Below are 22,723 nucleotides of genomic sequence, written 5' to 3'. Positions count from 1 at the left end.
TGATCAGTAGGGCCACGCTCCAGAGTAATGGGCGGCATGCCATCCGGCTGCGGTCAGAAGTCCGACAAACACCATCGCGCCGACCATCTGGGCCAGTTCCCTGAAAGCCGGTGCGTCCATCCTGTCATTGTTCGCGGCATCATCGGCTGCTGATGGTGTTACAGGAGCAGGAGCACCCGGCTTTACCACCAGAATGGGATCACTTGGCGGGACTGTTGAGGGAGCGGCGGTATCAGTTGTTGAAATGCCTGCCGCGTCGCGGGCCGTCTCGTTCTGAACTACTTCCGAATCCGATGGGGCCACTGGCGGCTGCGTTTCCATATGGTTACCTCTCTGGTGTCGTCACTGTATAATGCCCTGAAACGTAACTGTATTGCATCCGGTTTTCCATTCACATCCTGCAAACAGTTTTTCCTCTGTTTTTCAGGAAACATTTTAACCAAGCCGTAATCAGGCCGCCGGCATAGTCAGCCGATTGTCTGAATGTGGGTTAAATGTTGTTGCGTGCCATCAAGCGCCATAACCGGCAGTGTCTACGTTTTTCGTCCGTGCTATCCTTCAGCACGACACTGGCGGTCGGTCTTCTGGTTTTTCCGGATCGTTACGCGCATGCCCAGAATCTCGATTACAGTACGTTTGAAAAACTTTTCAATGAACCCATAACCAGTTCCGCTACCGGCAAGCCGCAGCGGGCCAGCGAACTCCCCACCGACATACAGGTCGTCACAGCCGAACAGATCAGAACCTCCGGCGCTCAGACTTTGCCTGAAGTCTTGCGTATGGTGCCCGGCGTAGACGTCAGACGCTATTCCGTTCTGGGCGCCAATGTTTCGATCCGGGGAAATGACGCCGCAGGCGGCTCCCGCACGCTGGTGCTTATCGACGGGCGGCAGGTTTATCTCGATGGTTATAACTATACGGACTGGGGCGCTCTTCCCGTTTCCATTCGGGACATTCGACAGATTGAAGTCATCCGGGGACCAAACTCAGCTGTTTACGGCTTTAATGCTTCCGGCGGTGTGATCAACATCGTCACGCGTGATCCTCAACATGAAAACAAAAATTACGTGCATGTAGAAGGCGGCAGTCTTAACGGGTTTGGCGGAGAGCTGGTCGCTTCCCATAAGTTCTCGGACGCCTTTGCGGCAAAACTTTCACTCAACGGGATGAGGTCAGACGAATATGACCGCGGCAGTCGTCGGGATGTTCCCGCCCAGACCAGCAACATCAACGCTGCTCTGGAACTGCGAGGACAGATCTCCCCCCGCGTCGAATGGGGTCTGACCGGCACTATCGATCAGGAACGCAGCCCTTTCTGGCTCGATATCGGCAGCTATTTTACATCACGCCCTTTATCGAAAAGTCTTGAAGGACGACTTGCTGCTGATACTGACTGGGGTCTGGTTGAATTCAGGGCCTATCAGAATTCATTTACAAATAAAACGACTGACAATATCGCTGCTTTTGGCACCGTTATTCCAATCGACTTCGGGTATGATCTGGAAACAACTGTGGCGCAGCTCTCTGATACAATTTCAATCAACAATCAGAATGATCTGCGTCTGGGAGTAGAGTATCGTTATTCCACTCTTTCCGGTGCGCAGGCAGGCACGAAAATTGGCAGCGAAAGCGACATGCTGGCAGCAGGATCGGCTGTCTGGGATTATCGGATCTTGCCGAAGCTCACCTTGACGAATGCCGTCCGGGTGGATTCCCTGCTTGTTCCCTCCGTCAGAAGCCCCATTCTGTCAGATGCTCCGGCTTCCGCCGCACGGCATTACATAGAGCCAAGCTTTAACAGTCGTATTCGTTATGATGCGGGCGATCTGGGTACATTTGGTCTGAATGCAGCCCGAGGCATCCAGTTACCAGCCCTTTTTGATTTTGCCCCATCAACAATGCTTGGGCCGGTCGCAGTTATCAACAATCCTTCACTTGCGCCTTCGACAACAATCAATGTGGGGCTCAATTATTCGCACAGTATCAAGCCACTGAACGGTAGCCTCTCCGTTGCACTTTTCGCCCAGCGCACCAGCGACATGCTTGGAACACCCTTCGCATCAAATTATACTTTCGTACCGCCTTCATCCATCACAATGTTTCCCAAAAACTATAACAGGGTCGATGATGCTGGAGGAGAAATTCGTCTGGAAGGCAAAACCGACTTTAACCTTCACTGGGATCTGAGCTATGCGATGGCATCTGTCCGCGACCCTGATAAATCTTCAATGATCAATTTCCAGCGGCAGACACCCGTCAATACAGTCATCGGCGGGTTCGAATATATGCTGGGCCCGGTAGAATTCAGCGCCCACGCCAGATGGCAGTCGCATTATCAGGATGTTACCGCGGACTTTTCCACACTCCAGCTCAAAAATGTTAAAGTTAAGGATTTCGTCACGGTAAACGCACGTGTCGGCTGGAAAATTGACAAGCATTTCCTGCTGTCACTGAGCGGACAGCAGCTTGGTGATTCCCGGCTTCAAGAGACGTCCGGCCTAAGAATTGACCGTCGCATTATTGCTGGCCTGACAGCCGACTTCTGATCAGATCTTTCTCTCAGGAGTTACGACAGTATTTCCGGAATGGCCGAGAGATGAACGCTGGCAAGATCTTCCAGAAAAGCTTTTGGTATATCCCCAAGGCTCTGTCTTTGCCGCGTTACGGCATGAAAAGTCACATCGTATCGCAGGGCCTGCATGTTCAGAGGGGCCATCAGCCCCTGCTCTTCATATGATTTTGAGAAATGTTGCGGCAGAAAAGCCAGATGATGGCCCGACAGAACAAGCATTGCCAAAGCTTCCATGTTGTCTGCCGTCGCCGTGATAGACCTAGGATTGGCCGGAAAAACTGACTGCGGAAGCGGATACGTTCTCCAGCCCCAGTCAAACTCCCATGCTTCGGCCTGAGTGATCTGTCCGGCCCGAGAGAAAAGCGGATGATCCCTGCCGCAGTAAGCAACCTGCCTTTCGATGAAAAGCGGCGTGAACTGGAGGCTTGGAACCCTGTGCCAGAAATATCCCATCGCTATATCGAGCGTTCCGCTTAGCAAACGCTCTTCCTGCTCGCCCGGTGAACAGACGCGGATATCCAGCCTGACGGCTTCGTCACGCTGCCTGAAGCGCGCAATGGCCTGACTGATGCGTATGTTTTCACTAAACGGCGTATGGCCGATAATCCCTATCCGGAGCGTGCCGACAAGCCGACGATCCATGTTACGGGCCTGAACGCTGAAATCTTCAATGGCTCCCACCAGATGACGGGCCAACTCCGTAAAGCGCTCGCCTTTGGCCGTCAGCCGAAATCCACTTCGGCCTCGCTCACACAACCGAAAGCCCAGTCGTGTCTCCAATGTCGCCAACTGAGTGCTGATTGTGGACTGTCCGACATTCAGGATGCTTTGCGCTGTGGAAATTCCTCCGGCATCCACAATCGCCAGAAAAACACGGATCAGACGCAGGTCCAGATCACTGAGACTACCAAGCATGACACCCAAACATCGATTTCAATCAATGTTTGAATCTTAGATTTTGAATTGGCCCTGTCAACAAGCGTGCCATATCATTGCGAATACAAATCGTTCTACCCCCAGACATCCCTCAGAGGGGCACTCGATGTCAGTCACACCGACTCTCACCCAGGACACACCTTCCCGTCAGGGAGGGATCGAAACCCGTTCCATCGATTACGTACCCGAGAACGAGCGCCACGGTCGCGTAGCCGATCAGGGGCCATTCTGGTTTCTGGGCAATTTCCAGTTCTTTACAATCGCCATCGGATTTGTCGGACCCAGCATGGGTCTCTCGCTTGGCTACACGGCACTGGCTGGAGTCATTGGAATCCTGTTTGGCACACTGTTCATGGCGTTTCACGCTTCACAAGGTGCTGAGCTTGGCCTCCCACAGATGATCCAGTCGCGAGCGCAGTTCGGCTATCGGGGCGTGTCTCTCGTGCTAATCGGGACGCTGGTCACGTTCATAGGCTTCAATGTTGTTGACACCGTGCTGCTTTCCGCCGGTCTGAACGGGATCTTCGGCTGGAACATCACCACAGTCACGATTGTCATGGCCATTATCGCCGCCCTGTTCGCCATCTACGGCCATGACTGTCTGCATACGATCTTCAAACTGTGCTTCTACGTCTCCCTGCCTCTCTATGTCATTCTGACGGGAGCCATCCTGACCGGACATGCAGGAGGCAGTGCACCGACCATCGTCGGCTTCAGCTGGGTGGCCTTCATCGGGCAGATCGCAGCCAGCGCCAGCTACAACATCACTTACGCGCCATACGTTTCCGACTATTCCCGCTACCTGCCGCGCAATACCCGCCCGGCCTCCATCATCATGGCGGTGATGTTCGGAGCCTCATCCTCCGCGATCTGGCTCATTACACTTGGAGCATGGCTTGCAACCCGTCTTGGCGCCTCCGACGGACTGGTCGCTCTGCATCAGGCTGGTGACGCTGTCTTTCCGGGTTTCGGTTCGATTGTATCCCTCGCCTCTGTCACCGCGCTGATCGCCACGATGGGTCTCAATGCCTATAGCTGCATGCTGACCATTCTGACCGGAATAGATTCCTTCCGGCCACTCAATCCGACCAAAAACGCTCGTATTCTAACTGTGATCGCCGTTGCAGCAATCTGGACGGGCCTGTCCCTGAAATGCCCGTCTGATGCGATCGGGCTGCTTTTCGCGACCCTGACGGTCATGCTGTATCTGCTGGTGCCGTGGACGGCGGTCAATCTGGTCGATTACTTTCTGGTTCGCAAAGGCCGTTACGCCATCACAAATCTCTTCATGCCCGGTGGTGGTATCTACGGCATGTGGCAGTCGCGCGGTCTGCTGGCCTATGCAATCGGATTTATCGTCACCATTCCGTTTGCCGTTCTGCCTGACATCTACACGGGTCCAATCGCCCAGATGCTGGGCGGGGTCGACATCGGATGGCTGGTCGGGCTGGTCGTGTCCGGTAGTGTCTACGCGCTGCTGAGCCGATCTCTTGATCTGAAGGCGGAAGAGACAGCCATTGTGAAAAGCGAGGCTGATCTCAAGGCCATGCAGGTTGCCGTCCCGGCAGAAGCCTCGGCTGTTCCCGTCATGGATGATGTGTGGAAATAAACTCCTGATCTGACGACTGATTGGACTATCAGTCGTCAGACCGGACCCTGCGATTCTGCTTGATGCCGGCCCGATGGGCCTTGCCATCCAGACGCCGCTGCCGGGCGGCGCGTCCCGGTCTTGTTGCGACACGGAATGCAGGGCGATGAGCGGCCTGTCTGATCAACTCGATCAGACGCTGAATGACATCTTCACGGTTTCTCTGCTGACTGCGAAAGCGCCGTCCCGTGATGACAATTGCACCATCACGGGTCGCCCGCGTTCCCGCAAGTTCCAGCGCTCTAAGACGAATGCGTTCCGGTATTCCCTGAGCATTGAGCAGATTGAAACGTAACTGGGCAGCCGTCGCCACCTTGTTCACGTTCTGGCCACCGGGGCCGGAAGCCAGAATGTAGGTGATTTCAAGATCGTCCTCATCGAGGACCACGCCAGGCAGAACAGTCTGTTTCATACCGTAAACATTTCCAATTCCACCAGCCGGTCAGGCCCTTTGAAACGCGCCCAGCATGATTGCCGTCTACTTTACGGCAGAGGCGACACAGGCCCGCAAGACCGGAGCACAGGCCGCGTCCTTCCCCTGCCATGTTGAGGAAGGGCCGGTATAAGCCACTCGCGCGACTTTGCCATCCCTCACACTGGCAATCACATGGCAGGCGCCGTTGGTGTTGATGGTCATGGAAATATCGAAAGGAGCGGAAATGGAGAATGATCCGCTGCCTGATTTTTCAATTTTCCAGACAAGGACTTCCTGATTGTCCCTTGTTTCATCCTGGTCGGGCACGCCCGCACATGCCACAAGGTCTGAACGGGAAACCCCGATCAGATCATGCTGCGCTTCTGTGGGGATTGTTGTGCATCCCCCACATCCAAGACACAGGATACAGAGTAAAAGGAACGCTCTCATTTCCTTTTATCCCAGTATGTCTGGTCCTGTTTCTTCCTGATCCAGACGAAAAAGGTCACCAGTCCGGCGTTGACAAGTGTTGCACTGATCGCCCCCAAACCACAGAACAAGGCCCAGTCAGGCATTCGCCATGCCCTGCGTTTCCATGCCGACCAATCGGGCTTTTCCACCGAAACGACGCTGCCACGTCGCGGAAGAGCGGGCGCAATAGACTTCCATGTCACGTCGCTGTTTCAGAAGTCGCTTCAGACGCTCGTGTTCATTTTCGTTCCAGATCGCATACAGGCCCTGCGCCATGTCGGCGGCATCTGTAGGATTTCGGTGCGCGTAATGACCAATCCACGGCAATTCGGATGATACCAGCACCGGAACACTCATGGCCATTGCATCGGCTGCGACAATATTGAATGTTTCCGTAAAGGAAACCTGCATAAGAATATCGATCCCGGACAGCACGGACAGAAATTCTGCATGTGGCATCCAGCCATGCTCGACCAGTTCATGATCTGATCTTGCGAAGAGTTCACGCAGGTTTTTCAGGACGGGACTTCCCTGCCCTTCCACACGCGTTGCGTTAATGTGGAAACGCAGAACCGAACCAATGGACTCAGCAAACGCAATGGCGGCGATCGCCTGCGTCATATGATTTTTCAGTGGACGCACAGCCCCGAAACAGCCGATATTAACGACACCCTGCTGGCGGGTATGAGGAGCGATGTCACACAGACGCGGGACGGGATAAACATTCGGTCCGTAGGTAATGCCGGACGGGTCCAGCCCACAGCCCATCGCTACAACCGCCATATCCGACACGGCGCGCGGTGCGTTGCACATAACCTCAACACCACGCTGCAGATAATCAACGGTCCAGCCAAAGGCGATGCCTTCATTGGCAAGAAACGGCGTTTCCGAGTGATCTCTGACGATCCATTGAACCTGTGGATGCAGCTTTTGGAGGATATCGAATTTTTCCGGAACAACCCAGAACGCCTCGATGATCACATGCGTTGGCCTGTAGGCTGTTACCTCCCGATCAATCGCGTTGTTATCTGCGACTTCAACGGATTGGGCTTCAATGCCATTTGCATTGAGCATGTCCACGACAAAACGGACAGAATTTGAAAGACCAGATTCACGCGAACCGTAGCCCCAATGACCTTCACGGGACTTCAAAATAAATAGAAGACGATTTTTCATGTATATTATGACTTGTTAAAAATTAAACTTACAAAAATCCCAATAAAACCACCCGTCCAGAGACCAAAAATAAAACTCATCATCAACAATATTCTTTATATTAAAATGAAATAAATTTATTAGGAATAATTTCAAGGCATATAACCGGCGGCTCAATTACCCGCTTTTCTATAACTGTCCCTTACACAGGGACCGAGTCATTCCCGTTTTTAAAACTGGCCGATAACTGGCACAGGAAACCTGTTTTGGAATGTTCTCAAAAGTGATGGAACGTCACAATTCCTGCCAGCCCCGCATGCTCTGCAAAAATTTACAGGCGGTTTTTCAATGCGCTCTGCCTTCTTCGCTCTTTCAGTCGTCTGCGTCGCGTCGGCCTGACAGCCTACGAGCCTCACGAACAGACTTTTGTTAAAAAAGTGGATGCTGTTGATCCACCGAAAAGCCCGCTTGAGAAGGCTGGTCGAGCCGTCGACCGGGCAACTGACAAATTAAAGACAAAGTCAGGAAGCAGCCATCAAACGCTGTCTTCTGAACTCCAGCAAAAATAACAGCTTGAGCAATGCTATATTGAGCGAAAAATTCTACTCTCTGAATTTTCAGAAAACTATACTGATTACGCCTGTGCCGTGTTTCCAAAGCAAGGACCGTATCGTCGTTCTCGTAATAGGTTTTCGCATATCCACCACGAAAACCTCCCCTTCATCGGGAAACCGTAACTTCTTTCGGCATGATACGCCGGGGTTTACGGCAACAGGATTGCTCGGCCTGCCAGCGCGCATCCCTGATCACAATGGCGAAACCTATGATCACCGGCAGAATGAAAAACATGAAAACAGCGATGAGTATGGAAATCAGACCCTGCCATTCCATCACGCTTTTCCTCCTCGCACGTATGCCTATGAACGCACGAAAATAGTGGAGATCCTCTCTCCTGTCATATCAAGATTATTTGCCCTGCCTGAAAGAAAAATCAGGGGAGCGCATGAAGCGTCTCCCCTGACACTTTCATCTCAGGGACGGCCAACCGACTGATAGTCCAGACCAACAGCCCGCATCGCCGCCGGATCGAAGATGTTACGCAGATCGACGACAACCTTGCCTTTCATGGCCTCCACAAGAGCCTTGGGAGCAAGCGCACGGAAGACATTCCACTCCGTCAGCACAACCAGCGCATCTGCGCCCTTGGCCGCATCCAGCGCATCGGTGCAGTACGTCGTGGTCGGCGGCATCATCGGAGCCGCCACTTCCATGCCGACAGGATCAAACGCCCGCAGCTTCGCACCTGCTTCCGCCAGGCGGTGCAGAATGGGGATCGACGGCGCCTCGCGCATATCGTCGGTCTCAGGCTTGAAGGTCAGACCGAGAACAGCAATCGTCTTGCCTTCCGCCGAACCACCACAGGCTGCGATGATACGACCGGCCATACCGATCTTGCGGGCATCATTGACTTGGACGGTTGTCTCGACGAGACGGCAAGGGCTTCCAGCCTCCTGACCAATACGCGACAGAGCCAGAGTGTCCTTCGGGAAGCAGGAACCGCCGTAACCCGGACCCGGATGCAGGAACTTGCGGCCGATACGGCCATCAAGACCCATACCTTTGGCCAGATCATGCACATCCGCGCCCAGCTTTTCACAAAGACTGGCCATCTCGTTGATGAAGGAGATCTTCATCGCAAGGAACGAGTTGGAAGCGTATTTCGTGAGTTCCGATGTCTCCAGCGTTGTGAAGAGCAGCGGCGCTTCGATCAGGGACAGCGGACGATAGACCTTCCGCATAACAGCTTCAGCGCGAGCGCCGCCGTCCGGAGCCGTCTTGTCGAGACCAATGATCACACGATCCGGACGCATGAAGTCACCGATCGCGCTGCCTTCGCGCAGAAACTCTGGATTGGATGCGACGTCGAAATCGGCGTCAGGACGCGTGGCCCGGATGATCTCGGCGATGCGGCGGCTGGTGCCAGCCGGAACCGTCGATTTTGTCACGACAACCGCATAATTGGTGAGCGAACGAGCGATCTGCTGTGCTGCCGCATGGACATACTGCATGTCCGCTGCGCCATCGCCATTCCGCGGCGGCGTGCCGACAGCAATAAACACGGCTTCAGCGTCTTTTACCGCTGCGGCGATGTCATCACCGAAAGACAGACGCCCCGCCTGCATGTTGGATTCGACCAGCTTGTCGAGGCCAGGTTCATAGATAGGGATCTGTCCTTTGCGCAGGGCCGCCAGTCGCGCCGGGCTGTTTTCAACCACGGCCACTTCAATTCCGAATTCCGCGAAACACGCAGCCGAAACGAGGCCAACATAGCCTCCCCCGATCATTGCAATACGCACCGAAGTCTCCTCCCGATTTTCCGGGCCTGTCATCAGACGAACAGGGCGCCCGCCCGAAATCGCTCAGACTTGAACCCGTCCGGTCCCCTCCGGTCAAGGCCAGAACGAAAGAGTTTCAACAAGAAATCACAGACACTGCAAGTCAGCACAGACCCGGAATAAAAGAGAATTTTGACGTCATCCGACTGGCGGGCTACGGCTGTATGGCTCTAAATGATTGTCCGCAGTGCAAAAGCTGCACATCTCATACTGCAAAGGACCGACTGCGCCGGATGAACACCCTGCTTGATCTTGTCGCCCTGCTGGGCCGAACGGTGTTTGTCGTGACACGCGGGGCCGGTTCCATTGGCCTTTTTGCACTGGAAGGAATTTCCTGCTTCTTCCGGCCGCCTTTTTACTGGCGGGTCTTTCTCCAGTCGCTCCTCGATACCGGCTTTCTGTCCCTACCGGTTGTCGCCCTCACCGCCCTGTTCTCAGGCGGCGTGATCGCACTCCAGTCCTACACCGGCTTCGCGCAGTACCACGCCCAGAGCGCCATCGCGAATATCGTCGTGCTCGCGGTGACGCGCGAACTCGGCCCTGTCATGGCGGGCCTTATGGTCGCGGGTCGCGTGGGTGCCGCCATGGCGGCGCAGATCGGCACCATGCGGGTGACGGACCAGATCGACGCCCTGACGACACTGCGTACCCATCCGATGAAATATCTTGTGGCCCCTCGTCTTGCCGCCGGTGTGATCGCTCTGCCGCTGCTGGTGGTGGTGGCCGATATTCTGGGTGTCGCAGGCGGCTTTACGGTAGCGACGGTGAAGCTTGGCTTCGCGCCGGATAATTATATCGCCGCCACCATGAACGCCCTGAAGACAGAAGACGTCATGGTCGGGCTGGTGAAGGCCACCGTGTTCGGTTTTCTCATCACCCTGATGGGCTGTTATTACGGCTACACAAGCCGCGGGGGCGCCGAGGGAGTCGGCAGCGCTACAACCGCTGCTGTTGTCTCCGCGTCGATCCTTGTGCTCGCATTCGATTACCTCCTGACAGACCTGTTCTTCGCACAATGACAGACACCTCATCCTCCGCACCGAAAATCCGTATCCGTGGGCTGCGCAAGGCTTTCGGGTCGAAAGTCGTGCTCGATGGCGTTGATCTCGACGTGCCGACAGGAACCTCTTTCGTGATCATCGGTGGGTCTGGATCGGGGAAATCTGTTCTGCTCCGCTGCATTCTCGGTCTCATCCAGCCGGACGAAGGGCTGATCGAGATTGACGGTGTGGACGTACTACGTGCACCTCGCCGTGAGCGTGAAGAACGGATCGGCGAAATCGGCATGCTGTTCCAGAACGCCGCCCTGTTCGACAGCCTGTCCGTCTGGGAAAACGTCGCTTTCGGTCTGCTGGCTCCTGAACCGACAAGACATTCTGAAAAGCATCCGCGTCTCTCGCGTACGGAAGCGCGGGCGCGGGCAAATGCTGTTCTGGAACAGGTCGGCCTCGACCCATCGGTTGGCGATCTCTCCCCATCCGAACTGTCAGGCGGCATGCAGAAGCGTGTCGGACTGGCCCGCGCCATCGCCGACCGACCCGAGATTCTGTTCTTCGACGAACCGACGACCGGCCTTGATCCGATCATGGGCGCGGTCATTGACGGGCTGATTGTCGACTGCGTGAAAAGGATGGGATCGACCGCCATCGCCATCACGCACGACATGGCTTCCGCCCAGAGGATCGGCGACGAGGCCGCCATGCTGTATCAGGGAAAGCTGGTGTGGCAGGGACCGGCGACCTCGCTCATGCATTCAGGTAACGCCATGGTGGATCAGTTCACGCACGGTCGGCGTGAGGGTCCGATTTCCATGGAACTTCGCCGTTAGAGCTTGTTTATGTCCAGCCGGAGTTTGTCGTCATGAGTCGCCCGCTCAACGTGATTGGCCTGATGAGCGGCACTTCGCTGGACGGGGTGGACGCCGCTGTCATCCGCACGGATGGCGTCACGGTTTTCGAGCGCGGCCCTTCCCTGTCCCTGCCCTATGACGCCGACCTTCGTCAGTGTGCCCGCGCGCTTCTGGATCGTGCAGCACATCTTTCTCCCGATGCGCCTGAAATGCTGGACGTCGAAAGACGCCTGACAGAACGCCACATCGAAGCCGTTCAGGCCTTGCGGCTTCAGACAGGCCCCGTCGATGTGATCGGTTTTCACGGACAGACGATCTATCACGCCCCGGCACTGCATCGCACCTGGCAGATCGGCGACGCGGCGCTGCTGTCACGCGAAACGCAGCTTCCAGTGGTGCATGATTTCCGCAGTGCCGACGTTGCGGCCGGTGGCGAAGGCGCGCCGCTCGCCCCCTGGTATCATGCGGCGCTGTTGCAGGACGCTCAACGCCCCGTCGCGATACTCAACATCGGCGGCGTGGCCAATGTCACCTTCCTCGGACGAAATGGCGAGATCATTGCCTGTGACACTGGTCCCGGCAATGCGCTGATGGATGACTGGGCGTTCCGGCACACAGGTGTGGCCTGTGACATGGACGGCGCGCTGGCCCGGAAGGGACAGGTCGATCAGACTATTCTCGATGCGCTTCTGGCCGATCCCTATTTCAGCCGCCCTGCCCCGAAATCCCTTGATCGCCAGAGTTTCATCGCGGCTCTGGATGCAGTTTCAGGCTGCTCTCCTGCCGATGGAGCCGCCACACTCGCCGCTTTTACTGTTGCCGCCGTGGCGCAGACACGCTTTCCGGAAAAGCCCGCCGTCTGGTACGTCTGCGGCGGTGGACGTCACAATCCCGTGCTGATGGAAGAGCTGCAAAAGGCCCTGAATGCTCCCGTCAGATCGGGAGACAGTCTTGGCTGGAATGGAGACGCTCTGGAAGCCGAGTGTTTCGGCTTTCTCGCCGTGCGGGTTTTACGCTGGCTTCCCCTCTCCGCTCCCGACATCACCGGAGCCCCTGATTTTCTGCCCGGCGGACGTCTTACCTGCGCCGGTCTGACTACTCTTCCGCAGTGGCTTTCTCTCTCCGACGAAGACTCTTGACGCTGTGAGTGGAGACGCTATATACCCCGCCACGTTGCCGGCGTAGCACAGTGGTAGTGCAGCGGTTTTGTAAACCGAAGGCCGGGAGTTCGAATCTCTCCGCCGGCACCATTTTTCCTGAAAATAGCCGGTCTTTGTTGGCGCATGAAGCGCCCATTCCGCACATGATCCCGGATAAAATGCCGGATACTGTCGAGCCACAGCTTCTGGCCTCACTCCCTAACGCAAACATCCCCTCACCACCCCGGCACAGGCCCCATCTCTCCCCTCCAACGCCGCGCTCGGCCCAGAATACGTCACTCGAACGACGCGCCCCTCACGGGTGGCGACGCCTGTCCGGCACGTCCCATGTCCGCCGATGTTCAACTCGAAGGTGAGCGGCGTCTTGATGTCGAGTGGCCCCTGCACCAGAGCGTCCTGCCGATAAGTCAGCACCTCCTGCCCGTCGCGCGCCTCGTCCCATGTCCGGCACCCCGGCGCAAGCTACCACGTCGGCGCGGGATAGGCCGAGCATGTGGTGGCAGGCGCGGGTGGGGATTGTGGTGCAGGCGCTAAACCATAGTTAAAGCGACTAAACTTGCAAACTTGCGCAAGCCGATGTCACGGCAAACTGACATTTTTCTCTGTACTCTGTCGGGGCAATGTGGGATTCTGTGCGCGCTGCGGGGGCGTGGGAGGACACGCTTGTCCTCTTGGAGGTTCGCCCTTTGCGCGAGAGAGAGGGAAGGACAAGGATGCGAAAGCAGGCAATTTTGTCGGAAGGGGACGGGCTGTTACTATCCTGCTCATAAAAAAGATCGCTGTCCGGGGAAGCCGATGAACACGGAGTCTCCTCATGCGCTAAGTCAGGATGGGAGGCACAGGTGCTTGTTCACGAGGGGGCGGAGCGTAACGCCAGCATCGACAGGCGTCTGGGCTGCTCGCTGGCGGCCATTGCCGGTGCTGTGAACGCCGCCGGTTTTCTGGCCGTTGGCTATTACTCGGCCAACATGACGGGGAATGTCTCCGCGCTGGCGAGCGGCCTGCATGAGGGCCATCTGGAACTTGTCCTGTCCTGCTGCGGTCTAATACTGGCCTTTGTCGCAGGAGCCGTGCTATCGGCGCTGCTGGTCAATGCAGGCCGTCGCCACAACCTGCCCTCGATCTACGCACGAAGCATCCTTCTGGAAGCCTGCCTGCTCGGGCTTCTGGGGGCTGTGGATCTTCTGTTTTCGGCCCAGCCACGGGATCCGGTGCTGGTCTACGGGCTGAGTTTCCTCATGGGACTCCAGAACGCCACGGTCACACGCATTTCCGGGGCGCGTGTCCGTACCACCCATATGACGGGAATGCTCACCGATGTGGGGCTGGAACTGGCGGACTGGCTGGAGAGCTTTTTCCATCCAGTTGACCCGGTCCGACGGACCGGTACGCGCGAACGCTTGGGTCTGCATGCCGCCATTGTGCTGTCTTTCACGCTGGGCGGCGTGGCCGGCGCCTTTCTGTATGGCTGGTGGTCCGCTCTGTTTCTTCTGGCGCTGGCGGGGCTTCTGGCCTGTCTTGCCCTGCCCGGCGCGCTGTCACATGAGCCTGTGGGTTGAACCCAACAACGACAGAGGGTGGAAGCCCCTCACCTTTTTGCTGGCGTTAGCAAAATGGTAAGTCGTCAAGAATTCCTTGACTGCTCAACTCATCAGGATTTCTTACAGGTTCGAACTATTGAGCAATCTTCAATAGTTCTTGACATGATAGGTTGGGACGAAAAAGGATACGCAAGTTCAAAGGGTATTAATTTCTGATGTTTGCTCTTGTTAATTATCAATAATCATAAAATTAACCGTATAAAAACAATTACAAAAATGATATTCACATTTAAGTCAGAGACAGGAAACGATTCTTTATTTTTATAATACAACTCCAAAATATGGAGTCATGTCATGGAATATAAAAACTTAGATGAAACAACGCGTAAATTCATGGTGGAAGAAATTGAAAAATATATAGAAAGTAGAAAAATCTATATTTCAAATCAGCTCAATGAACAGGGCAAGATTCTTTGGCCTTCTCTATTGAAGGAAGCAGCTACTTCAGGGAATGACAAGACATTATCATCCAAGATCCGCAGTGAGCATCTACTGAACGAAACCGAAGCGACTAAATCTGGCACAAAGAAAATGCCATCCAATGCAGCAGATCTCTTGGCTGAGGGGGAGTTTAACCGTTTTTATGCTCGCGGCGTTTGCCTACATGCAATTGCAAACGGCCAAGAAACCATGACTGTCTATCGCGCAAGAAATTCTTCCAATCCGCGCCCAGAATCAGAAGAAAAAATAGGCAAACACGTCGATGCTAAGGAACTTCTTGAAGATCTCAGAATAATTCAAGGAAAAGAAAAAATCTTAGGTGTCCCTAATGGTGCAAATTCAGGATTAAGTGTTATGTTATAACGCTTCGATCAATAAGAAATTTATCTAGTGGTTACACACTAACTTATTATGTGTAATCACTTTATTATAAATATATATTTTCATGTGTCTGAATAATTTTTATCGTGTACAAATATTAGTGTGGACATACGCTAGTATGTCCACACTCTCGAACTCTTGTCTATCCAAACGTCCCAAGCGAGAGATCGCAGTAACCTCCCCCTTGGTCTTCCCGCCGGAGTAAGGCACAACAGCGCCCCAACGTGCCGAACAACGGAGACGGATATGCGGGTTACAGTCGCTGATGTGCAGAAGATGAAGCAGGATGGCGAGCGCATCGCCATGATAACGGCTTATGACTGCTCCTCCGCCCTTATTGCCGAACGCGCCGGTGTTCCTGTTCTGCTGGTCGGTGATTCACTCGGCATGGTCATGCTGGGACACAGCACCACCCTGCCCGTCACGCTTGACGATATGGAACGTCATGCCGCCGCCGTCATGCGCGTCAGCCAGAAGGCGCTTGTCGTCGCTGACCTTCCCTTTCTGAGCTACGCCACCATTGAGGACGCGGTCTCTTCTGCCCGTCGCCTGATGCAGTCGTCCGGTGTGCAGGCGGTCAAACTGGAAGGCGGCAAGAGTATCACTCCGCAGATCCGTCGTCTGGTTGACTGCGGCGTGCCGGTCATGGGGCATCTGGGGCTCACGCCTCAGTCACAGCACCAGATCGGTCTACGTGTGCAGGCTCGTCGTGCGGAAGAAGCGCGTCAGTTGATTGAGGACGCCCTCGCCCTTGAAGCCGCCGGAGCTTTTGCGCTCGTGCTGGAAGTCGTGCCAGCCCCATTGGCCGCCGCTGTGTCTGAAAAGGTCAGCATTCCTGTCATCGGCATTGGAGCGGGTGCTGGTTGCGATGGACAGGTTCAGGTCTGGCATGACCTGCTTGGTCTGTTCGAAGGCCGTCCGCCCCGGCACGCCAAGCGTTTTGCCGATATCGGAGCCGCCATGGAACAAGCCGTTCGCGCCTATGCCGACGATGTCCGCTCAGGCTCTTTTCCGACGGATGCACAGAGTTCCACGATGAACCCTAACGAACTGGCCGCCGCTCTTGCTTCTCTCGACCATAAAGATCACTGACATGCAGATTGTTTCCACCATTGCCGACGCCCGCAAGATACGGGCTAGCCTGAATGGAACACTGGGTTTTGTTCCAACAATGGGCTTTCTGCATGAGGGTCATCTGAGTCTCGTCCGTCGCGCACGGGAAGAATGTGATGCTGTGGCAGTCAGCATCTTTGTGAACCCGACACAGTTTTCCCCGAATGAAGACCTCAACCGTTATCCGAGAGCCCTTGAACGCGACCTGTCTCTTCTTAAAGAGGCTGGTGTTTCCTTCGTTTTTACACCTGATGCAGGTGAGATTTATCCTCCGGGCTTTGCGACAAGCATAGATGTGGGTGATGTCGCGAAGCCGCTGGAAGGCGCTGTCCGACCGGGTCATTTTTCTGGTGTCGCGACTGTTGTCACCAAGCTCTTCAATATCATCCAGCCGACAAAAGCCTTTTTCGGTCAGAAAGATGCGCAGCAATGTGCCGTGATCAGAAGGCTGGTGACGGATCTGAATATTCCCGTCGATGTCGTTATCTGCGACATTGTCCGAAACGAAAAAGGTCTCGCGCTCTCCAGCCGAAATTCCTATCTGACAGACAGTGAACAGGAACGTGCACTCCTGCTGCATGAGAGTCTTGGAAAAGCACAGGAACGTATTGCATCCGGCGAGCGCAATGCTGAGACAATCAAAACACTGATTGCCGCCATTCTGTCGAAAGACCCTGATTTTTCCGTGGACTATATCAGCGTCGCTGATCCCTACTCTCTGACTGAGCTTGATAGCGTGGATGACGAAGCCCTCATCTCGCTGGCGGTCAAAGTTGGCAACACACGCCTGCTCGACAACATTCTCGTCAGAAAAAAGTAATTTCAGAAGTTATTCCAAGGAAGAAATGCGCGTGAGTGCCTGATTTCGATAAAGCAGGCACTCAATAAAACCTGACCAAAATCTCAGTAGATTTTTGAGAGGTAGCTTTGCAAAATCATTTTATTGCAAAGCTACCCTCTCAAAAGCTTCAAGCCTCATTACTCAGGCAGACGACCCACCATCATGCCAGCGCCATTGGCCCGCATGGAGCCAAAACGCCAGATCAGATGTGCAAGCGCCATCAAAACCGGCCCAATAAACAGACCACTCAGTCCCCACGTTTCGATCCCGCCCAGAATACCCAGCAGCACCCACACAAACGGCAGACGAATTGATCCGCCAATCAGAACGGGTCGGATAAAGTGATCCGCAAGAAACAGGATCACAAAACCGAACACTCCAACTGCAATTCCGGCTCCAAGCGATCCCTTGATAGCGATCAGCAACGCACTGATGGCGACAGCAAATCCGCCCACCATCGGAATCATTGAAGCAAGAGCTGTGAAGATTCCGAGAAGCAGAGGCTGGGGCGCTCCAGCAATAATGTAAGACACGCCGATAATGACACCTTCACCAAGCCCGACAAGAACCAACCCTGCCATTGCTCCCCGCACGGCGCCAACAAGCTGCTTCTGGGCCATCTGCCCCCGGGCGCCGAGCAGACGCAGAATGAACAGATTGATATGCTCAATCAACTGCTTGCCGCCGTGCAGTAAAAAGAACAGGATCAGCAGGGCAAAACAGAGGATCACAACAGTATCGGCCACGCCGTGACCAATATGCTCAACTGTGGCCAGAGCCTGCTCCGGGTTGAGCTTATGCACCAGCGCACGCATACCCTCCGGATTGGAAAGATTGCTTTGCCACCAATGCTCAATCTGCGTCCTGCCCCACGGTAGCTTCGAAAGCCAGACCGGTTCCGGAATACCAGTCTCTCCAGCTTCCTTGATCCACTTTGCGCCTTCCTGCGCTTCTCCTGCGGCCGAGCCAATAAGAAAAGACACCGGGATGACAAACACCAGCGCTATGGCGGAGACAACAACGAGAGGCAGAACTGTTTGCGCATGTCGAGGGGACCATTTACGGCCAAGCCTCTGCATGATCGGCCAGCAGACAATGGCGAGGATGCCTCCCCAGACCAGCGAGAGCCGAAATCTCCCCAAAGTAAAAAGCGCCAGCCCTGCGACAGAAACCGCGAAAACGCCCTGAGCCCAATATTGAAATGATGGCCGCGATACAGGCTGCTGCTCTATTGACGATAACGCCGCACCATCCTCTTTATCGCGAGATACAGAAGGAACGGTGCTTTCCGACTTGCACCATGACGATATTCTAGAAAACATTTTCACCAGTGACCTGTTTCTCAAACACAAAAATAGTGGTCAGTTTCGCTTCAATACACATTCAGGCGCCTTATCCTGACCGCATGACTTCGGAAACAGATCACTCCTGATTTCCCGCACCTTTCATTCAGTCATTCACTTCGGGAACTGTTGCGACATGAACATATTCCGGAGAAAAAAGTTCACACCAAGGCAGACTGCCTGAAGGTGAACCTCTCCTCCAGACAGTCATCACGGTTTTCACGGAAATCCTGCCATTAAAGGTCTCTTGGAGCGTTAGCGTGTCAGCAACTCCGGGAATTACCAGTTCTGTCGGTTCAGTGTTTTCCTGTAGGTGAGGCCGAAACGCCTTCTTTTGGCGCCACCGAGGGACCCGGCGCCAGAACTTCAGGGTCAACGGGTTCGTCGGTTGTCGTGTTCGGATCAGGCGCTTGCGCGTCGTCACCCGTTGCGGGTGTCGGAGCCCTCACGGTCAGGCCAAGAGACTCAGCGAGATGTTTGTGAGTCACTGCCTCGGGAATTGCCGCGAGAGCCAAAACTGGCACAGGCTTCTCTGGCGCAAGCATGGCGGTCAGAGGACCTGCTGCCGGGTTGGCTATATACCCGGCAAGCTGCGCGCCCATGCTGTCTGGCGGACTTCCGACAGGAGCCCATGTGCGCCGCAACAAGGTAACGTAAGCGTCCGGGTCCATCCCCTGATTGACTGCGGCGTTATTGAGCAGCCGGGGAACAAGTCCCGCATCACGCCAGGAAAAGTCGAGATGCACGATCTGGGGCTGAGGCAACGCGCCCTGCTGCGCAGTCAGTTGGGTGAAGTCGCCCGCTATGTTCAAGTGACCAAACTCACGCGCATTCACGTCAAACTCCGTGACATGCGCGATATCTGCTTCCCGATCCACAATTGCATTCAGCACAATTGCTGCATCAAATTTCTCATATCCGAGCGACTTGATGATCATGGTGCGCGGGCCGGTCGGCCAGAGTTTGAAATGCGTAAGACTCTCCGTCACACGGCTTTTCTGACCATCCGTATCGATGTGCAGATGGGCCTTTTCAAACCCGGCCAGACGGTCTTCGGCGCTTCCCGGACCATCGACCTCTCCTTTGAGAAGGAAATCCTCCACAGTGATGGACTGATTGCCATCATGAAATAGCAGGCCATCGCCTTTCAGATAGGACTGCAATAGACCCGCCAGATCAGAGCCATCCGAGACCAATTCGCCCATGCTGACATCTCTCACGGGGTGATCGCCATAATGAAGCTGGAACTTGCTCACAGTGAGACGGGAAACCCGGCCCGTGCCATACTGATCAAGAATGACGTGCGCAGCCCTCGCGCTCTCCAGACCATCAGCCGAGGTCATGACGGCCTGCGTCGCCTCGCCATGATCCATCATCAGACTGCTGACCTGATCTTCTGTAGGTGGCGGCAGCAGGAGACCATCCAGCGACAACCGTTTGGCCTGCATGGTGCCGCCTGCACCCGTAATCTGGAGTGTGTAGGCGATGACGTGGTCAAAATGCAGGGAACTGTGATCTGGCGTGCTTTTCGCCTCGGTCGGGGAGCCTACAACCGCTCCGATCAGTTCGATCGTGGCTGCGGAAATGGTCCCGCTGGGGTCTTTCAGCACAACGTCGGTCAGCCGCGCCCCGTGACTGGTAGGCAAGGCGATCGCTTTACCCCACGTAAAATCCACGCCCGACGGCAGATGGGCCTTCGCATCTTCGAGCGCCTCGATCAGTTCGTGATTGGCCTCCCTGTGAACCCAGATCCACCCCGCAGAGCCGAGTCCAATGACCGCAAGAGCGGAAAGGGTGAAGATGGCGCGGCGTGTGGTTTCTCGGTTCATGAAAGACGGCACCCTGTGTTCAGCCTTGGTTCCTCTTACATATCAGGGCGTTGTCTCAAGAGCATCAGGAAAAACCACAGCACGGGTTTCTGCGGTTTTTCGAACACTCAACTTAACGGTATTATGTTACCACATAAAAATAACACTTATAAATAAAAGAACAAATCAAAATGACTATTTTTATACCCGCTTTTCCCTTGACGCCCCGTCTCGGCTTACGCATAAGGCGGCACCCGAACCGCTCAAGATTCCTGGACGGACATATAAACAATGAAAACCACCCGCTCGCTTAAGCCCGCGGAAGTGACGAAGAACTGGATCCTGATCGACGCCGAAGGGCTCGTTCTTGGTCGTCTCGCCACTCTTGTTGCTGCGCGTCTGCGCGGCAAGCACAAGCCGCAGTTCACCCCGCACGTTGATTGCGGCGACCATGTCGTCATCATCAACGCCGAGAAGGTGAAGCTCACCGGCAACAAGGTTGACCAGAAGCTTTTCCATTACCACACCGGTTATCCGGGTGGCATCAAGCAGCGCACGATCACGCAGCGTCTGAACGGCAAGCACCCCGGCGAAGTCGTCGAGAAGGCTGTCGAGCGCATGATCACACGTGGCCCGCTGCAGCGCGCCCAGATGCGCAACCTGCATGTCTATGCCGGTTCCGAGCATCCGCATGACGGCCAGCAGCCAGTGAAGCTGGATGTCGCCGCGATGAACCGCAAGAACACCGCCATTGCGAAGAGTGGGGTCTGATCGCCATGTCTGAAACGATTGAACGCACAGGCACGCTCGCCGACCTCAAGGACGTTGCTCCTCAGGTTGTAGCTTCAGAAGCACCTGTCTACGAAGTAAAGCGTGACGCTCAGGGCCGTTCCTACGCCACAGGCCGTCGTAAAGAGTCCGTCGCTCGCGTCTGGATCAAGCCCGGCAAGGGTGATGTCACGGTGAACGGTCGCCCCATCGGCACTTACTTCGCCCGTCCGGTCCTGCGCATGCTGCTCACACAGCCGTTCCTTGTGACCGACCGTTACAACCAGTTCGACGTTGTCTGCACCGTCGTTGGTGGTGGTCTGTCCGGTCAGGCTGGCGCTGTCCGTCACGGCATCAGCCGTGCGCTGACGCACTACGAGCCGGAACTGCGCGGCGTTCTGAAGGCAGCCGGGTTCCTAACCCGTGACTCCCGTCAGGTTGAGCGTAAGAAATACGGTAAGGCCAAGGCCCGTCGTTCCTTCCAGTTCAGCAAGCGCTGATCTGGAACACGCCTTCCGCCCTGTGCGGAAGGGGGTTTTGGGAAGCCGCTGGCCTTCGGGTTGGCGGCTTTTTCTTTGTCTGGAGAATACAGCGTGAGCGGCAAACGGCAGGAAACATTCGACGCGGTCGTCATCGGTGCGGGCGCTGCGGGGCTGATGACGGCTCTCACGGCCGGACAGCGCGGCAAGCGGGTGCTGGTTCTGGACCACAATGATGAACCGGGACGAAAGATCCTGATCTCCGGTGGTGGGCGGTGTAATTTCACCAACCTGCAAACCGTGCCGGACCGTTTCCTCTCCCAGAACCGACATTTCGCCCGTTCAGCATTGGCGCGTTACAAACCTGCCGATTTTCTGGCTCTGGTCGAAAAGCATGACATCGCATGGCATGAAAAGACGCTCGGGCAGCTCTTCTGCGATGACTCCGCCCAACAGATCCTCGCCATGTTGCTGGATGAATGCGCCAAAGGCGACGTTACGATCCGCCTCAGTGAAACCATCAGGGATGTGCGGTTCTCGGACCGCTTTACGGTGGAAACCGGCACCCTTACCATAGAAGCCCGCTCACTCGTTCTGGCAACCGGCGGCCTTTCCATTCCCAAGCTTGGCGCAACGGGACTGGCGCATCGTCTGGCCCGTCAGTTTGATGTTCCGCTGGTCTCTCCCTCACCCGGCCTTGTGCCCTTGCAAGCCAATATCGACGATCTGGGCTGGATGCCTGCCCTTTCTGGCGTGTCTCTTCCTGTCCGCGTGCAGAACGGCAAGACGGCTTTCGAAGAGGCCATGCTGTTTACTCATAAGGGACTTTCGGGTCCGGCCATTCTCCAGATTTCGTCTTTCTGGAAACCCGGTCAGTCCATCAGGATTGACCTGCTGCCAGACAAAAATGCCTTTGAAACCCTGCGAGCTGCCCGCACGGGACGATCACGCGCCCATGCCGTGGCCATCCTGTCGGAACAGATGCCGCGGCGACTTGCTGAAGTGCTTGGGCCGCGTCTGTTGGGAGAGAAGGCCGCTGCCGAATGGCCTGACAAGCTGCTTCGCGCGGCAGCGGAAACCCTGAAAAACTGGCAATTCACTCCCTCTGGAACCGAAGGCTATGCCAAGGCCGAAGTCACCACGGGCGGCGTGGATACCAAGGCGCTTTCGTCCCGCACCATGGCCAGCACCGCCCTGCCGCAGCTTTATTTCGTCGGAGAGGCGGTGGACGTCACAGGATGGCTTGGAGGCTATAATTTCCAGTGGGCCTGGGCGAGTGGTCACGCGGCAGGAACCGCTTTGTCCGAATGATGTTATGTCTCCCGGACAAACAACGCTTTGCTTTT

22 protein-coding genes and 1 tRNA gene are annotated in these 22,723 nt (G+C 55.5%); 13 read left to right on the top strand and 10 right to left on the bottom strand.

Features of this window, described 5'->3' with window-relative positions; all coding sequences use genetic code 11:
• Positions 1 to 3: 3 nt before the first annotated feature.
• The gene (locus EMQ_RS15800; RefSeq protein WP_010667586.1) at positions 4 to 321 is read right to left on the bottom strand and encodes a hypothetical protein; all 318 of its coding nucleotides are present in this window, start codon (positions 319 to 321) and stop codon (positions 4 to 6) included.
• Positions 322 to 494: 173 nt separating this feature from the next.
• Here EMQ_RS15800 and EMQ_RS15795 point away from each other — a divergent pair, with 173 nt between their 5' ends.
• Positions 495 to 2,546 carry a TonB-dependent receptor plug domain-containing protein gene (locus EMQ_RS15795; RefSeq protein WP_018307711.1) on the top strand — a complete coding sequence of 684 codons (2,052 nt, stop codon included), beginning with the start codon at positions 495 to 497 and terminating at the stop codon, positions 2,544 to 2,546.
• Positions 2,547 to 2,566: 20 nt separating this feature from the next.
• On the opposite strand, the gene EMQ_RS15790 is transcribed toward EMQ_RS15795, so the two are convergent.
• Positions 2,567 to 3,487, bottom strand: a complete 921-nt coding sequence (locus tag EMQ_RS15790; RefSeq protein WP_010665663.1) for a LysR family transcriptional regulator — start codon at positions 3,485 to 3,487, stop codon at positions 2,567 to 2,569.
• A gap of 127 nt (positions 3,488 to 3,614) precedes the next feature.
• On the opposite strand from EMQ_RS15790, the gene EMQ_RS15785 reads away from it, so the two are divergent.
• Complete coding sequence (locus EMQ_RS15785) at positions 3,615 to 5,117, top strand: purine-cytosine permease family protein (RefSeq protein ID WP_010665664.1); 1,503 nt, start codon at positions 3,615 to 3,617, stop codon at positions 5,115 to 5,117.
• Between the two features lie 28 nt (positions 5,118 to 5,145).
• Here EMQ_RS15785 and arfB read toward each other — a convergent pair whose 3' ends face one another.
• The 5 genes from arfB to EMQ_RS15760 form a co-directional block, all read right to left on the bottom strand.
• Positions 5,146 to 5,568 (bottom strand): alternative ribosome rescue aminoacyl-tRNA hydrolase ArfB, encoded by a 423-nt coding sequence (arfB, locus tag EMQ_RS15780; RefSeq protein WP_010665665.1) that lies wholly within the window; start codon positions 5,566 to 5,568, stop codon positions 5,146 to 5,148.
• Positions 5,569 to 5,634: 66 nt separating this feature from the next.
• Positions 5,635 to 6,021, bottom strand: coding sequence for a hypothetical protein (locus EMQ_RS15775; protein WP_010665666.1), 387 nt, complete (start codon positions 6,019 to 6,021; stop codon positions 5,635 to 5,637).
• Between the two features lie 117 nt (positions 6,022 to 6,138).
• Positions 6,139 to 7,218 (bottom strand): glycosyltransferase family protein, encoded by a 1,080-nt coding sequence (locus EMQ_RS15770; RefSeq protein ID WP_018307712.1) that lies wholly within the window; start codon positions 7,216 to 7,218, stop codon positions 6,139 to 6,141.
• Between the two features lie 699 nt (positions 7,219 to 7,917).
• Positions 7,918 to 8,091, bottom strand: coding sequence for a hypothetical protein (locus EMQ_RS15765; protein ID WP_155877608.1), 174 nt, complete (start codon positions 8,089 to 8,091; stop codon positions 7,918 to 7,920).
• 137 nt (positions 8,092 to 8,228) lie between these two features.
• Entirely contained in the window at positions 8,229 to 9,542 is a 1,314-nt protein-coding gene (locus EMQ_RS15760) for a UDP-glucose dehydrogenase family protein (protein ID WP_010667358.1), read from the bottom strand.
• A gap of 284 nt (positions 9,543 to 9,826) precedes the next feature.
• Between EMQ_RS15760 and EMQ_RS15755 the strand changes: the two genes are divergently transcribed.
• The 4 genes from EMQ_RS15755 to EMQ_RS15740 all read left to right on the top strand — a co-directional run bounded on the left by EMQ_RS15755 (position 9,827) and on the right by EMQ_RS15740 (position 12,692).
• Positions 9,827 to 10,612, top strand: a complete 786-nt coding sequence (locus EMQ_RS15755) for an MlaE family ABC transporter permease (RefSeq protein ID WP_010667359.1) — start codon at positions 9,827 to 9,829, stop codon at positions 10,610 to 10,612.
• Complete coding sequence (locus EMQ_RS15750; protein WP_018307713.1) at positions 10,609 to 11,421, top strand: ABC transporter ATP-binding protein; 813 nt, start codon at positions 10,609 to 10,611, stop codon at positions 11,419 to 11,421. The genes EMQ_RS15755 and EMQ_RS15750 overlap by 4 nt, the downstream gene beginning before the upstream one ends.
• 32 nt (positions 11,422 to 11,453) lie before the next feature.
• Positions 11,454 to 12,581 carry an anhydro-N-acetylmuramic acid kinase gene (locus tag EMQ_RS15745; protein ID WP_010668862.1) on the top strand — a complete coding sequence of 376 codons (1,128 nt, stop codon included), beginning with the start codon at positions 11,454 to 11,456 and terminating at the stop codon, positions 12,579 to 12,581.
• Positions 12,582 to 12,617: 36 nt separating this feature from the next.
• Positions 12,618 to 12,692, top strand: a tRNA-Thr gene (locus EMQ_RS15740).
• A 108-nt stretch (positions 12,693 to 12,800) separates the two neighbouring features.
• Here the strand turns inward: EMQ_RS15740 and EMQ_RS15735 are convergent.
• Complete coding sequence (locus tag EMQ_RS15735) at positions 12,801 to 13,016, bottom strand: hypothetical protein (protein WP_132012046.1); 216 nt, start codon at positions 13,014 to 13,016, stop codon at positions 12,801 to 12,803.
• Positions 13,017 to 13,444: 428 nt separating this feature from the next.
• Between EMQ_RS15735 and EMQ_RS15730 the strand changes: the two genes are divergently transcribed.
• The 4 genes from EMQ_RS15730 to panC all read left to right on the top strand — a co-directional run bounded on the left by EMQ_RS15730 (position 13,445) and on the right by panC (position 16,958).
• Entirely contained in the window at positions 13,445 to 14,161 is a 717-nt protein-coding gene (locus tag EMQ_RS15730; protein WP_010668861.1) for a YoaK family protein, read from the top strand.
• 336 nt (positions 14,162 to 14,497) lie between these two features.
• Positions 14,498 to 15,007, top strand: coding sequence for a hypothetical protein (locus EMQ_RS15725; RefSeq protein WP_018307714.1), 510 nt, complete (start codon positions 14,498 to 14,500; stop codon positions 15,005 to 15,007).
• Between the two features lie 264 nt (positions 15,008 to 15,271).
• On the top strand, positions 15,272 to 16,117 hold the full coding sequence (gene panB / locus EMQ_RS15720; protein WP_010666370.1) for a 3-methyl-2-oxobutanoate hydroxymethyltransferase: 846 nt from the start codon (positions 15,272 to 15,274) through the stop codon (positions 16,115 to 16,117).
• A gap of 1 nt (position 16,118) precedes the next feature.
• Entirely contained in the window at positions 16,119 to 16,958 is an 840-nt protein-coding gene (panC, locus tag EMQ_RS15715; RefSeq protein ID WP_010666369.1) for a pantoate--beta-alanine ligase, read from the top strand.
• 158 nt (positions 16,959 to 17,116) lie between these two features.
• Here panC and EMQ_RS15710 read toward each other — a convergent pair whose 3' ends face one another.
• Positions 17,117 to 18,301, bottom strand: coding sequence for an AI-2E family transporter (locus tag EMQ_RS15710; protein ID WP_269208679.1), 1,185 nt, complete (start codon positions 18,299 to 18,301; stop codon positions 17,117 to 17,119).
• Positions 18,302 to 18,618: 317 nt separating this feature from the next.
• Positions 18,619 to 20,151 (bottom strand): hypothetical protein, encoded by a 1,533-nt coding sequence (locus EMQ_RS17470; protein WP_010667528.1) that lies wholly within the window; start codon positions 20,149 to 20,151, stop codon positions 18,619 to 18,621.
• Between the two features lie 270 nt (positions 20,152 to 20,421).
• Here EMQ_RS17470 and rplM point away from each other — a divergent pair, with 270 nt between their 5' ends.
• The 3 genes from rplM (at position 20,422) to EMQ_RS15690 (ending at position 22,688) form a co-directional block, all read left to right on the top strand.
• Entirely contained in the window at positions 20,422 to 20,901 is a 480-nt protein-coding gene (gene rplM / locus EMQ_RS15700; RefSeq protein ID WP_010667529.1) for a 50S ribosomal protein L13, read from the top strand.
• A 5-nt stretch (positions 20,902 to 20,906) separates the two neighbouring features.
• On the top strand, positions 20,907 to 21,398 hold the full coding sequence (rpsI, locus tag EMQ_RS15695) for a 30S ribosomal protein S9 (protein ID WP_010667530.1): 492 nt from the start codon (positions 20,907 to 20,909) through the stop codon (positions 21,396 to 21,398).
• A gap of 93 nt (positions 21,399 to 21,491) precedes the next feature.
• Positions 21,492 to 22,688: a BaiN/RdsA family NAD(P)/FAD-dependent oxidoreductase gene (locus EMQ_RS15690; protein WP_010667531.1), complete on the top strand. Its 1,197-nt coding sequence runs from the start codon at positions 21,492 to 21,494 to the stop codon at positions 22,686 to 22,688.
• Positions 22,689 to 22,723: the final 35 nt, after the last annotated feature.

Source organism: Acetobacter aceti NBRC 14818 (assembly GCF_000193495.2).
GTDB lineage: Bacteria > Pseudomonadota > Alphaproteobacteria > Acetobacterales > Acetobacteraceae > Acetobacter > Acetobacter aceti.
This window is presented reverse-complemented; position numbering and strand designations above follow the sequence as displayed.

Excerpts from the sequence above, each read along its gene's own strand:
- EMQ_RS15785 (WP_010665664.1), top strand. The coding sequence starts at position 3,615 with ATGTCAGTCACACCGACTCTCACCCAGGACACACCTTCCCGTCAGGGA.
- panC (WP_010666369.1), top strand. The coding sequence starts at position 16,119 with ATGCAGATTGTTTCCACCATTGCCGACGCCCGCAAGATACGGGCTAGC.
- EMQ_RS15760 (WP_010667358.1), bottom strand. The coding sequence starts at position 9,542 with ATGATCGGGGGAGGCTATGTTGGCCTCGTTTCGGCTGCGTGTTTCGCG.
- rplM (WP_010667529.1), top strand. The coding sequence starts at position 20,422 with ATGAAAACCACCCGCTCGCTTAAGCCCGCGGAAGTGACGAAGAACTGG.
- EMQ_RS15790 (WP_010665663.1), bottom strand. The coding sequence starts at position 3,487 with ATGCTTGGTAGTCTCAGTGATCTGGACCTGCGTCTGATCCGTGTTTTT.
- EMQ_RS15745 (WP_010668862.1), top strand. The coding sequence starts at position 11,454 with ATGAGTCGCCCGCTCAACGTGATTGGCCTGATGAGCGGCACTTCGCTG.
- EMQ_RS15800 (WP_010667586.1), bottom strand. The coding sequence starts at position 321 with ATGGAAACGCAGCCGCCAGTGGCCCCATCGGATTCGGAAGTAGTTCAG.
- EMQ_RS15710 (WP_269208679.1), bottom strand. The coding sequence starts at position 18,301 with ATGTTTTCTAGAATATCGTCATGGTGCAAGTCGGAAAGCACCGTTCCT.
- EMQ_RS15770 (WP_018307712.1), bottom strand. The coding sequence starts at position 7,218 with ATGAAAAATCGTCTTCTATTTATTTTGAAGTCCCGTGAAGGTCATTGG.
- rpsI (WP_010667530.1), top strand. The coding sequence starts at position 20,907 with ATGTCTGAAACGATTGAACGCACAGGCACGCTCGCCGACCTCAAGGAC.
- EMQ_RS15795 (WP_018307711.1), top strand. The coding sequence starts at position 495 with ATGTTGTTGCGTGCCATCAAGCGCCATAACCGGCAGTGTCTACGTTTT.
- EMQ_RS15725 (WP_018307714.1), top strand. The coding sequence starts at position 14,498 with ATGGAATATAAAAACTTAGATGAAACAACGCGTAAATTCATGGTGGAA.
- EMQ_RS17470 (WP_010667528.1), bottom strand. The coding sequence starts at position 20,151 with ATGAACCGAGAAACCACACGCCGCGCCATCTTCACCCTTTCCGCTCTT.
- EMQ_RS15755 (WP_010667359.1), top strand. The coding sequence starts at position 9,827 with ATGAACACCCTGCTTGATCTTGTCGCCCTGCTGGGCCGAACGGTGTTT.
- EMQ_RS15775 (WP_010665666.1), bottom strand. The coding sequence starts at position 6,021 with ATGAGAGCGTTCCTTTTACTCTGTATCCTGTGTCTTGGATGTGGGGGA.
- EMQ_RS15750 (WP_018307713.1), top strand. The coding sequence starts at position 10,609 with ATGACAGACACCTCATCCTCCGCACCGAAAATCCGTATCCGTGGGCTG.
- arfB (WP_010665665.1), bottom strand. The coding sequence starts at position 5,568 with ATGAAACAGACTGTTCTGCCTGGCGTGGTCCTCGATGAGGACGATCTT.
- panB (WP_010666370.1), top strand. The coding sequence starts at position 15,272 with ATGCGGGTTACAGTCGCTGATGTGCAGAAGATGAAGCAGGATGGCGAG.